Here is an 11,985-nt window from a genome sequence, read left to right on the forward strand (position 1 = left end):
TTCCGTCTCCTGGCTTCCAATCGCGGTTTTTTGTTTTGGCGAATGAAAATCGTACACAGGACGCGGGCCATGCCCTCCTGCGTCAGGGCCGGAATCCGAAAGTGCGCAAGATTTCGGACGTTATCGGGAATCGACAGTATCGAAGGGACCTGCCGAAAAACTAGAGAGGCACACGCTCAGCAACTGCGAAAGGGCGCCAGAGCGCCCAAAACACCCACTTGGAGGAGACGACTCGGAATAGTCACGGAAACGCCAATCCGTTCGAAAGAGATTATCCCTGGCATCCCGTGTACACGAAACCCCTTTGAAACAGCAGATGTAATCACCCGTCATCTGCTCTGAAGAGCACAGACGTTCCTATCTATTTTTGCACTGCCTTGTCTTGCGAAACCGGATTGTGTCGGGAATTGCCGATTAACACGGGAGCGAACCTGTCCATGACGAGATGAACAGCAACGCAGATAGCTACAGTAACAACAGCCACCAGCATCGCACACGCAAGATTCGCTCGCAGTGCATCCGTATTCATCCCAAGAATTTTCGCCATAGCAAAAATCAGCGCTCGTTTCACTGGCTCGTGTACACACATGATGGTAAGCGATACCCTGCCAAGGAACTGCAGCAGCCGGCAGTCGATAGCAATGCAAAGCATGAGCGACGATATAAAACCAAGCAATGCTGCGCATAGCATCCAAAATGGATTGCTGGTACTTGCACCATTGAGGTTGACGCTTAGTCCGGTCAACTCATCGAACGCCCACAATAGGCAAAGCCCTGCCACACCAATAGCGGCATAGACGACACGCAATAATGTCTGCAACCTGGCCTTCTGCATGAATGGCATGAGAAAACGACTCAACAAGTAGCCAATGCAATAAAACAGCATGGAGAAGGGCACGATATCAAGAGTCCAAGGAAGACGGAACTGCTCAATCGGCAGATCGAAGGAATGCATGACCATGATTGAGAGGAAACTGATCACGGCAAGCGTTGCAGCAACAGTCCAATCATGCCGGACAAATTTCTTTGATTTGACAAAGGTAAAAACCCCGAGGAACAGCATCTCTGTGACAAACAGACAGGGCAGAAACCAGAGCACCGCATTCTGCGGATAATCATCGACTCCAGCACGAGCGAGAGGAATGTTCGCCAATGCGTTCGTGACGGATACATTGCTTCCCCTGAGACGTCGTTCGATGAGAGCCCAGTACGCGAGGGTTATAGTTCCGAAGAACAGATACGGTACGAGAAGCCTTACAGCTTTCTTCTTAACCGAGTCGAGAAATTGTCTTTCATGGAACAACATGCCTGAGATGATGAAAAACAACGGCATATGGAACGAGAAAATCCAATGTATCAGTCCAGCGGATTGCGATGTATGCCCCAACACAACTAGTAGAATGCCGAAGCCTCGTAGCGAATCAAGTGCAGTCAGTCTAGTGCTTCTCGTCATGATACGCCTCCCTCACTTGCCCCCTATTCGCAAGAGACGAATCAGTCCCCTCATACGAACCCACAAGCAACATTTTATATCTATTCATCCAAAATTTTGAAAATGATCTTTAACACATAAAAATCGTCAGCGTATGCTCATGCACAATCTCACGATTCCTACTAGAAGTAAGTCTAGATAGACATGGAGACTCAGCAGATTTCTTTCACGGCACTCCCCTATTCACAAATTCAATAGTTGTTTTCTTCACCTAAGAGTATTATTTGAGACTTGAATTTTCAGAGCAAGTGCAACGTCTGCGAATAGTGGACCTCGTAGGGCGTCCTGAAACCATGTCGCTTGCGCGGCCTGCGGTTGATCGCATCATACACCTCCCGGACCCGGTCGTCGCCGACCGCGTCGAAGTCGGTGCCCTTGGGGAAGTACTCGCGGACCGGGCCGTTGGTGTTCTCGTTGGTGCCGCGCCGCCGGGGATGGCGGGACAGCGCGAAATGGAAGACTGCGCCGCCAGCGCGGCCGTCTCCGCGTCGGCCACGCCACGCTTGGCATGGGCGTCGACGCGGCCGTCGACATGTCCGTCCGTTCGACCCCGATCCTGCCGGCGATCTGCTCGGGCGACCAGCGCTCCCGCACGATCAGCCGCGTGACGAGCCCGGCGAGCCCCTCGTCGTCGAGGATCCTGGGACGCACGCAGGAGAGCCTGCGCGCCTCGTAGGAGCGCTGCGCGGTCGACGCCCGGTAGCAGCGCCCCGCGCCGACCGGGAACGAGTTCCTGCGCATCTCCCGGCTGATGGTCGACCTGTCCCTGCCCGTCGCCCTGGCGATCTCGGCCTGGCTCCTGCCCTCGTGCCGCATCAGCATGATCTCCTCGCGCTCCGACAGGGTAAGATGTGTGTACCGGCCCATGTGTCCTCCGATGCCTGGTTGTCTGTCGCAAGCACCATCGTATCGGGAACCCATGGGCCCTTGCCATTCCCGACCGTTGCACTTGAAATGAAAATTCAAGATCCATTTCAATGAATCTATTACATAAATTCGGATTACTCTGAGGACTGCAGCTTTAGAAATGGAAGCAAACCGTTCAAAATCATATGGCCGTAGCACAAACAGCACAACAGGAATAGCTACCAAATCTTATACAAAAATCACTCATATTGCACTTATTATTTATTCAAATATAACTATAATATGAAAACAGTTACTGCAAGACTGAAGTAATATCCTCACCATTGAATCGTGCAGAATGGCATGTGCGTGTTTCATCAAGGAAATGACCAACCTCAATATACATGACAGGAACCTCATTATCAGGCAGACGCAAAAGCTTGCGAGTTTTCCTCTCTGCCACTGCCGTGAACATGGTGTTGAGAGGACATGCTCCAATTCCCATGTATTCCAAGGACAGTAACAAAGACATACCGAATAGACCACCATCCGTGTACCCTTCATTACGCTCATAGGATGTGATGAACGCACGTAAATCAGCCGTAATCATCAGCAAAGCAGGTGGAATAGGATACCCATTAACACCACCCTGGATACGAAGAGCCTCTGCAATGATTTCCTTGTCAAGAATGACATGCACTCGGGTAGGTTGTCTGTTGCACACTGATGGCGTACGCATAGCCAATTGAATCGCTTGCCGAATCTCATCTAGCGAAACCGCTTCATCAGCAAATTCGCGAACCGAATGTCTCATTTCACTCAATGCAACATAAGAAAGATCCTTGTTGCCAGACTTGTCAATTTTCCGAATAACTATACTTCCGCCGTCGTCTGATTTGGCTTCCATGATACGTCGCCACTGATCTGTAGTGAATAATGACTTCTGCCATGAAACATCTTTCCCCGCATCAAGATGGCGTTGCATGTACTCATGAAGCGCCGCAAGGCTTTCCTTGTAAACAGTATTGCTAGCAAATTCCGGATCCACTTGTTCTAAACGCGTAAGCAACTGCGGAAGTTCATTAAATACTTTTTTGCCGAATCCATAGCGAAAGTTACGGTGACTCAAGCCTTTTTCTATTTGATGGCTGAGGAACATCACCCTCGTATCGAGCCTGACCCGTTCACGTGGCATCACGCGCGAGTAGCTACGATTAAATCGTCTGGCTTGGCGCCACGAATCTCGATACAGGTATATACTTTGACGCACGTTTTTAAGAAGAACCATAAGCGGCTTTGGCGTACACTTCTCTGCAATTTTTTTCCAGTTCATAACCGAGACTCCTTTAAAGTTAAAAAACTGTAGATTTGGAAGATTCCAGCACATTACCACGCAGATAAGTCAGCGATTGCTTACGCAATACAGTAAGCAGCGCGTTTGGCTGCGTATAGTCGATGTCATTGCTCAACAATTCGCCATCAACGACATGCCTGTCCTTCAATGCCAGGGAATCCAGCAGGTCAAGCATACGCGAATTTGTGGTCTGCTTGACGGTAAAGAAGTGGAATGGCTTGTTGTACACGATAGAGAACACGGTGCCGTGGAAGGAATTCGTTACCACCGCTTTGGCATTTCGAATCAGATTCACGAAGGTGTTAGGTGAAGCATTCCAGAAGTATCGATCCTGGTCCAACGTGTAATCTTCGATAGCGGTTCCGATAGTATAAACCTTCACACACAGCTTCTTGGCAAGTCGACGCGCGTAGGTATACACATCCTTCTGACGGTTATATCCATATACCAGCACATAGTCTTCAGTAGGAGTGAAATCACTGGCGTTGGCAATGACATCCCAATCGTCCCGTTCCAGCAAGAACACCGGGTCAATAACGGATTGCACATTGTCAATGCCGAGATCCTCAAGCATCGGCACCGACGACGGCTCACGTACCGACACAGCGTCAAAATCGGAAATCAACTTACGATAGCGAGCCTTCTGATTATCCGGAATCTCCGGCATGGCAATGCTGGCGGCATACGCCACTTTCCGAGCCCTCGCAGGTGCGAACGACAGGAAAAACGCATCGTCTTTGCCGTTAAGCTTGTTCTTGCAATTCCAAATCTGGTCACTGCCACAAATGTAGACATCAGCCTGAGGCACATCAGCCTCAATTTCAGCAAGAGTGCGGTAAGTCCTAGCACTCATGGGTACATAGTCTTCCAAGAACTTGCCGAACACTTTACGCCCCTTGGCCAGGTCGGGGAAACGAACGACGGCACGGACCATACGAATGGGCAATGGTTGTGTGGAAGTGTAGTAGTACTTGGGGTTGTAATCCAACACCTTGGCGTCCACACCCATCTTGCGTAGTGCGGTGTTCAAACCATAGGTCTGCAAAACAGCACCGTAATTCGTCGGTCGACTGCAGGTGATGGTGTAAGAGGTTATAGACATTTTCTTTCCATCCTTACGCCATAAAATGGCTTATCTCGTTAGTTCTTTGAATTTCATAAATGCGCTGAATCGCACAATAAAGGTCGTAACATTGGTACTGGAAAATACCATGCACACTGTCAACGGCGTGATGTTCCCGGTCAGCCACAGTATTGTACAAGCTGTGAGATTCACAATTGCGCTGACCATAATCGCTACGTTCGCCCAAGTAGCCTTTCCGATTGGCGAAAGCGCAGGATAGCCAAACATGAAGCTGAAGTATCCGAAGAACACACCGACTATCAGTATCCGCAGGAGCCCACCCGCATTTGTGTACTGCTCACCGAGAATCAGTACACACAGCGGCGTGGCCAATACTTCTACCAGCGCACACGCGAGAAACCATATGATACCGCCTCGTAGCACTATGCGGTAAAACATTTTGTAATCTTTTTTGTTGACCATCGAGGGATAAAGCGCATCACCCAGCGGTGGAATCATTTGCTCACCAGCAGATGAAAGCTTCGTTGCGCCGGAATACAAACCCATTTCTACTGACTCGGGGCTATATCCCATACCAAGGAATATGGATCCGAGAGATCCGTTAATACTCACAGATATGCGAGATACAAAGAACCAAAAGCTATCCTTCAATGCTCCAAGAATCTCCCCAATGGTGGTTCCCGTTGCTTTCAGACCATCGTGCCGGAGCAATAGGAACGCCCACAGTAGTGCGATAGTATCGAAAACGATCATCGAAGTAGGGTATATCAGAAGAGTGTCATCGCTCTTTACAAACAACAACGTCGCCACAAGAATTCCGGATTTCACAGACACCGCTCGTATTGTGATATCCCTCATACGCTCAATGCCTCTGAAATAAGCATCTGGGAGTAACGCCTTTACTATTGAATCAATGAAAAACAACAGTATGACCAAGAAGTGATTGCGCAGCATATCCACGAACATCGCACACACCAGAAACGCGGATGACGAGACACACGACAAAAGTAGCTTCGCATATGTCATTGTCGAAATGATTCGTGACATCTTGGCCTTATCATCTCGGTGCACAGAGATAGTTGCCGTGGTCGAGAGTTGGAAACCATACTCAACAATCATCTGAAACACCAGACAAAATGATGTCGCAAACCCGATTACACCGAACTTCTCCACGCTAAGCACCCTAGAAAGGTACGGCAGCAGCAATAAGCCGACGAAATAGTTTGAGAATGTAAGCGCGTATAGGAACAGCGCGTTCTTAAAAACACGCGAATGTGTTTTATCTTGTTTCATTTCTCATCCCCAACATCATATTTTCTTACGTAATACTTATACAGCATATAACAATTATGCAATATAGAACGGAACATAGCTGAACGCGAATCTTAATACCAAACCAGCCACCAAAACTAGAGCAAAAGAAACGAAAGCAAAATGAACAATGTAAGCATTTTTTTTCTTATACCCTTTATTGACATAGGGTTCAAAAAAAATAGCAACAATCGGAATAGATATAAAAATTATAAACGGAATATATCTAGGGAAAATGACGTTACTTTGAACCGAGCCAAACACGAAACAACAGTATAATATATAACATATATCCTGCTGACCAAACGTCTCATTCAACACTCTTTTTTTCACAAAAAAAAGCACAATGCAACAAATTAATATAAAGAAAAGATAAAGAATCTGTTCCTTTGAAATTAAGGATTGATAGTGTTGTCCGCCAATTTCGAAGTACAATTGAAGCTTCCAACCTAGTTCAGGACTTATCGATGCCACCAACGAAGATACAGAATTGACTATTTGAAAATAGGATAGGAGAACAATCGACAAGACAACTAGAAAAAGTCTTCTTCTAAAGAAAAGAACACATAGAAATACAATAAAAAACGGCCACATTGACACATGAAAAAGACAACTAATCAGCATTAAAATAATTGTTTTGCTCAAAGAAAAAGAGAAATAAAAATACCCTATATATGCGAGAGCAAAAATAGCTGAAGCAATCGGAAATCTTATAGCGTCAGCCGGATAAGATAGATCAACTGTGCACAAGAAAAATAGAGCTGATAGAATTGATCCAAAAGCACCACATTTTTCTCTAAGTTTCCTTGCAACATACAGAAGAACACCATAGTAAACACATGCGGACACGCTTTTAAGAAGAGGGAAAGCTCCAATTCTCGAAACCAGAACGAGAGGTACTGCAGACAGAGGATTAACACTGTACGTGTCAAACAGATAGGAAACGCCTTTAGTGAGCGACAGACTCATCTCATTTGACATTCTATCATAATCGACATATCTAACGCATTCCACATGATAATAAATTACGCCTACAGCTAGCAGAAAAACCACTGATCTTATGAGAAGAATTTTATTCGACGATTTACTACCACTACTCTTCTCTGCTGCAGTTATCATAACTTCTGTAATACAGTAAGCTATAATATACAAGAAAATGACTATGCTAAAAGGCATTAGGATTAACTCTCGCTTCTCTTGCAAATATCCTATTGACACTCACCGCACATGCATTTAAACAGTTGATTATTGTATTCCTGTTTACTATATAGAAGTCGCAATGTTTTTTTATTAGCCGTCATCGTTTCACATTTCATAGGACTACTCGCTAGCTCAATCATTGCCTCAGACAAACGTTCAGAAAGATTTTCACCACGTTCTAGAATAATCGAATCCTTCTCATCAGCATACTCCGGAATACCTCCAGAGCGCGTGGTAATCAACGGTTTGCCGGAAACTAGGCTCTCGATTACCGCCAGAGGTGCAGGATCATCCCAAATTGACGGCAGCACACATACGTCAGCCATAGCGTAGATGGCAGGCATGTCATTGTAATCCACAAAACCAGTGAAAATAATACGGTCTTTCACACCGGGATTTGATGCCAAATCTCGTAGCTTTTGTTCAAACGGACTCACAATATTCGAATTAAAGAAAAATGCTCCAGCAATTACAAGTTTCGCGTTGGGAAATCTCTCTGCAACTTCACCGAAAGCTCGAAGTAGTTCCTCTGCACCTTTTTCTGGAGTAAGGCGTCCTGAGAACAGGAAGACAACATCATTCCTATCAATGCCATATTTTTTACGGAAAAACTGTGCTTTCTCATCAGCTTCTTCCGAACCGAATCTCTTCGTATCAACACAATTGCGCCATACTGCCTTCTGATCTTCACGAAGCCCAGGCTCACCGTGCTCGCGCAGGAACTTGTCAAGAGTCCCCACAATATAGTTTGAAACGCCCAGCACCTTGGCCACACGCGAGATTTCATTCTTGCATCCGAAATCGCTAAGCACTTCGTTATGCAGATGGTAATAGACACGACCCTGGTAACGATTGGCATTATTATGCTTCTGCATGGTCATAAACAAGGTAGCATGATTCTCAATCATCACCTTATCGAAGGGCGCTTTGCCATCTTTGTCTTCGCGAGCCAATACCGCTGAAACCTTGCGGATATACCACAGTCGTTGCGCGATGTACCGGTAGCTCATCAATTTCTTCTTGCGCAACACATACTTAGCCAAGGCATATATGCAACGATCAGCAGCCTTCACAAACCATGGCGTCTTGATGAAGGCGAAACGTGTGTGGGCGAACCTACCCTCATCGGCCACACGTTGCGCTTCCTCTGTATATGAGGAGAACACCGTGAAATCGAAATGTGGATCACATTCGTTCTCACGTACCATCATCATATCCAGTGCTTCCACAGCACCGCCAAGCACATTGGGCACAGGCAAATAGCCAGAGGTAATCACTGCCACATGAGGATTATGCTCACTCATACCCATTCCTTTCCGCTTACTGCAGTTTCATAGCCACACATCAAAGTCTCACGGCGGTTAGCTAGCTGATCAACGCTAACCTGAATTTCACAGCCCGCGACGGCAGTTCTCTCAGTACGACTTTCTCTACTCAACGATAGCTTCTTTTCGTAGTTTCAACCATGGCACTTCCCATATACCCGCCCTACCGAAAGACAGACGCAATAAGTTTCCTATGGATGCCAACCCGCCAGGCATCTCGGCCTTCTTAGCAGCCAACAGATTTGTAATCTGCACTCCATCCGTAACAGAAATGAGTTGATTCATGGCTTCATTCGCTTTCAGACGGCAATACGGCTGCAGGACTCGTAAAGACTGGTCAGTCGTTGGGAGCTTTGGTAAATATCGTATGCGCTGAAATCAGCACTTAGTTCATCCCTGACACGTGGCACCGGATTAAGCTTAGATAGCTCAGTCACCCATATATTAGGATCATCGATTGGCATGAACCTCACCAAACCGGATAAATCAACTTCGCGAGTGATTTTATCTGAAACCAAGCAAGGCAATCCGGACACTTGAGCTTCTACGGCCACAAGCGGCAAACCTTCGTACTGACTAGGCAAGCAGAACACATCAAACGCCTGGTAAAGCCTATTCACATCGGAGCGCTGCCCAAGGAACAATACATGGTCGGCAATATCAAGCTCATTAGCACGCTGCTGTACAGCTGCCTTATCTGAGCCATCACCGACAAAGGCAAGCATCGCATTCGTGTTTTGCGACAAAAGTCGAGCAAGTACATCAATTAAGAACGCCTGGTTCTTTTGTGGCATAAACCTGCCGACGTGACCAATAAGGAACGCATCGTCCGAAAGACCAAGCTCTTCACGAATCTCCTGTCTTGTTATCAAGTCAAAACGAAACTTGTCAAGTTCGATAGCATTAGGAATTACAGTGAAGTCAGCGTTTTTGCCGAATAGCCACTCACCTGCATACTGGCTGCAAGCGAAACGCTCAGTAGGGTAAATGTTCGCAAACGGACGCAACGCAAGCTTCATTAGATTTTTGGCAAACTCACCCCTACCCATAGTGGAATGCGAATGCGCAATACGAACTGGCACACCGGCCTTCTTCGCTGCTGATAAGGGGAAAACGCTCATCGTGGTGATATGACTATGCACAATCCGCCACTGTTCCTCTTTGAATAGCTTGACAAGCGTACGTCGGTAACGAATCGGGTGCTGATACGGCGGAATACGCAAGACGCGACCGCCCAAAGCCTTAATCTCCTCTTCCGGCACAAGAGTCGAATCTGCATCAATAATAAAATCGAACTGTATCTTGCTCCGATCAATGTGGCGATAATAGTTCATCACCACAGACTCCACGCCACCGCCACCCATCTTGCCGACAACTTGCGCAACACGAATAGGTTTTTGGCGGTCTGCTTCCTGGTTAGCGCAGTCAACTAGCGTTTGCTTTGTAACCAACATGCCAATCCTTATTCTTCTCCGTCTTCTCCGTAGGCCCTATCACAAGGAGCGCTTGGCAGTTCTCATACTACTGTTTGCCCGCCCCTTCTAAGACGATCATATGGTTAATATGCTCCATTGTGGCTCAACACTGCTCCAACGGTACGCAGCAGAATCACACAGTCGCCCAATACGGACCAGCTCTGCACGTATCCGACATCCAACTGATGGCTTTCCTCATCACTCAGATCATTACGTCCAGAAACCTGCCAAGGTCCTGTAATGCCAGGCTTGACCAGCAATCGAGTGGCATACACCTGGTCATAGCCATCGACTTCGAACTGACGCTGCGGACGAGGGCCTACCACACTCATCGTGCCAATGAACGAATCAAAGAACTGAGGCAGCTCATCAAGACTCGTCTTGCGGATGAACCGTCCAACCTTGGTAATACGCGGATCATTCTTGATCTTGACGCACGCACCAATCTCCAGACCATTCGCGGCCGCCACCTCGGCAAGCTTCTCGTCCGCATTCACGTACATCGAACGGAACTTATGAATCTTGAAAGGCTTCCCTCGCAGTCCGATACGCTCCTGGGTATACAAGGCAGGTCCGTGATCCTCGAGTTTGATGGCAAGAGCCACAGCCAACATAATGGGCGAAGAAACCACGATAGCCAATGCAGATACCACAATGTCGAAGATACGCTTCTGCAGCATAGCCGCCGGTGAATACTGCGGCAGGCAAATCGTCATCACCGTGGTGCCCTGAATGACACGAATCTGAGTCTCATGGCCACCGGCATCCACCGCGGACGTGACCACCGCGATCTCCAGATTCATGGATTCCACATCAAGCACGAACGTGTTGAAATTGTCGGAGAAGCGCTGCATCACATCCGTGACCATCACCGTCTGAACGCCCATCGCAACAGCATGTTCCGCGAATTTGGGGCCGTACACCAGCACAGGAATATCCTTGCCGCAGATTTCACGCACGCTTCGTTTGAACTCTTCGGAAGAGGCGATGCCTTTGACGTGGCCGTTGCTGGGATCCAATGCAATCGGGCAAACCGCTACAGGCCGGTAGTTCAGCTGTCGCTTCTGGCTCAGAATTTGCAACGCATGCTCGATGCCTTCAGCCGATCCCACAACCACGGTGGCATAGGAGTATTCGCCCTTCTCACGGCTGAACAGCACAACACGGCGAACAACGAAGCGCACGATCATGGTGAGCAGCAGCGCGCAAATCAGGCAGAGCGCGGTAGACATCAGCGACAGGTATGCGTTCAGAATGAAATCCATCGCGCAGATCATGATGCCGGCGAACACAGCGCCCTTGAACAGCAGCAGGTTCAGCTGGTAGCCGTCGCCCATCACATGCCGGTGATACACACCCACGGCGTTCATGCATAATACCCAGATCACCGCGCAGACAAGCACATACCATGGCAGTGCTATATCGAAATGGAACCGGGAGGAATGCAGATCGACTTCGCCACGCAACACGAGTACGGCAACGGAAGCAAGAATGAAGGAAGCCATATCACAAGCCGTCAATGCGATGTTGACGAAAAAACGCCAATATGCAACGCTCGTTACCCTGTGCTGGGATGTTTCTCTCATCTTCATGTTGTTGTTTTGCGTCATCTTCCTTCTCCAATCACTTCCCCGCACCAAATAGGGGGGGGGGCGGTAAATAAGTTACCCATCAGGCCGTACAACGTTTTACGTTCTCTCAGCCAATGTACCGTCTTCTTTTATAGTTTCGCAAGGTCACGTTGAGGTTTATTTAAAACTTGGTTCCAACGTGGATAACGTCCGAAATCTTGCGCACTTTCGGATTCCGGCCCTGACGCAGGAGGGCATGGCCCGCGTCCTGTGTACGATTTTCATTCGCCAAAACAAAAAACCGCGATTGGAAGCCAGGAGACGGAA

General features: G+C 47.8%; 9 protein-coding genes. All 9 read right to left on the minus strand.

Annotation, left to right across the window (positions count from 1 at the left end):
- Positions 1-361 precede the first annotated feature (361 nt).
- The 9 genes from KIH75_RS09315 to KIH75_RS09355 all read right to left on the minus strand — a co-directional run bounded on the left by KIH75_RS09315 (position 362) and on the right by KIH75_RS09355 (position 11,697).
- Positions 362-1,453, minus strand: a complete 1,092-nt coding sequence (locus KIH75_RS09315) for an acyltransferase family protein (RefSeq protein ID WP_219056442.1) — start codon at positions 1,451-1,453, stop codon at positions 362-364.
- Between the two features lie 363 nt (positions 1,454-1,816).
- Positions 1,817-2,413: a helix-turn-helix domain-containing protein gene (locus KIH75_RS10380; RefSeq protein WP_420829194.1), complete on the minus strand. Its 597-nt coding sequence runs from the start codon at positions 2,411-2,413 to the stop codon at positions 1,817-1,819.
- A gap of 238 nt (positions 2,414-2,651) precedes the next feature.
- Positions 2,652-3,671, minus strand: coding sequence for a nitroreductase family protein (locus KIH75_RS09325; RefSeq protein ID WP_219056444.1), 1,020 nt, complete (start codon positions 3,669-3,671; stop codon positions 2,652-2,654).
- 19 nt (positions 3,672-3,690) lie between these two features.
- Complete coding sequence (locus KIH75_RS09330; RefSeq protein ID WP_219056445.1) at positions 3,691-4,794, minus strand: polysaccharide pyruvyl transferase family protein; 1,104 nt, start codon at positions 4,792-4,794, stop codon at positions 3,691-3,693.
- Between the two features lie 30 nt (positions 4,795-4,824).
- Positions 4,825-6,069, minus strand: coding sequence for an oligosaccharide flippase family protein (locus KIH75_RS09335; RefSeq protein ID WP_219056446.1), 1,245 nt, complete (start codon positions 6,067-6,069; stop codon positions 4,825-4,827).
- A gap of 54 nt (positions 6,070-6,123) precedes the next feature.
- A complete protein-coding gene (locus KIH75_RS10385) occupies positions 6,124-7,263 on the minus strand; it encodes an EpsG family protein (RefSeq protein ID WP_420829195.1) in 1,140 nt (379 codons plus the stop codon).
- Positions 7,264-7,295: 32 nt separating this feature from the next.
- The gene (locus KIH75_RS09345) at positions 7,296-8,591 is read right to left on the minus strand and encodes a glycosyltransferase family 4 protein (protein ID WP_236028227.1); all 1,296 of its coding nucleotides are present in this window, start codon (positions 8,589-8,591) and stop codon (positions 7,296-7,298) included.
- 320 nt (positions 8,592-8,911) lie between these two features.
- On the minus strand, positions 8,912-10,066 hold the full coding sequence (locus KIH75_RS09350; protein ID WP_219056449.1) for a glycosyltransferase family 1 protein: 1,155 nt from the start codon (positions 10,064-10,066) through the stop codon (positions 8,912-8,914).
- A 104-nt stretch (positions 10,067-10,170) separates the two neighbouring features.
- Positions 10,171-11,697 (minus strand): sugar transferase, encoded by a 1,527-nt coding sequence (locus KIH75_RS09355; RefSeq protein WP_219056450.1) that lies wholly within the window; start codon positions 11,695-11,697, stop codon positions 10,171-10,173.
- Positions 11,698-11,985 lie beyond the last annotated feature (288 nt).

The sequence above is a fragment of the Bifidobacterium pongonis genome (assembly GCF_019331805.1).
GTDB lineage: Bacteria > Actinomycetota > Actinomycetes > Actinomycetales > Bifidobacteriaceae > Bifidobacterium > Bifidobacterium pongonis.

What these genes read in the sequence shown, in the direction of transcription:
- KIH75_RS09315 (WP_219056442.1), bottom strand. Translation starts at nt 1,453, where the DNA reads ATGACGAGAAGCACTAGACTGACTGCACTTGATTCGCTACGAGGCTTC.
- KIH75_RS10380 (WP_420829194.1), bottom strand. Translation starts at nt 2,413, where the DNA reads ATGGGTTCCCGATACGATGGTGCTTGCGACAGACAACCAGGCATCGGA.
- KIH75_RS09325 (WP_219056444.1), bottom strand. Translation starts at nt 3,671, where the DNA reads ATGAACTGGAAAAAAATTGCAGAGAAGTGTACGCCAAAGCCGCTTATG.
- KIH75_RS09330 (WP_219056445.1), bottom strand. Translation starts at nt 4,794, where the DNA reads ATGTCTATAACCTCTTACACCATCACCTGCAGTCGACCGACGAATTAC.
- KIH75_RS09335 (WP_219056446.1), bottom strand. Translation starts at nt 6,069, where the DNA reads ATGAAACAAGATAAAACACATTCGCGTGTTTTTAAGAACGCGCTGTTC.
- KIH75_RS10385 (WP_420829195.1), bottom strand. Translation starts at nt 7,263, where the DNA reads ATGCCTTTTAGCATAGTCATTTTCTTGTATATTATAGCTTACTGTATT.
- KIH75_RS09345 (WP_236028227.1), bottom strand. Translation starts at nt 8,591, where the DNA reads ATGAGTGAGCATAATCCTCATGTGGCAGTGATTACCTCTGGCTATTTG.
- KIH75_RS09350 (WP_219056449.1), bottom strand. Translation starts at nt 10,066, where the DNA reads ATGTTGGTTACAAAGCAAACGCTAGTTGACTGCGCTAACCAGGAAGCA.
- KIH75_RS09355 (WP_219056450.1), bottom strand. Translation starts at nt 11,697, where the DNA reads ATGACGCAAAACAACAACATGAAGATGAGAGAAACATCCCAGCACAGG.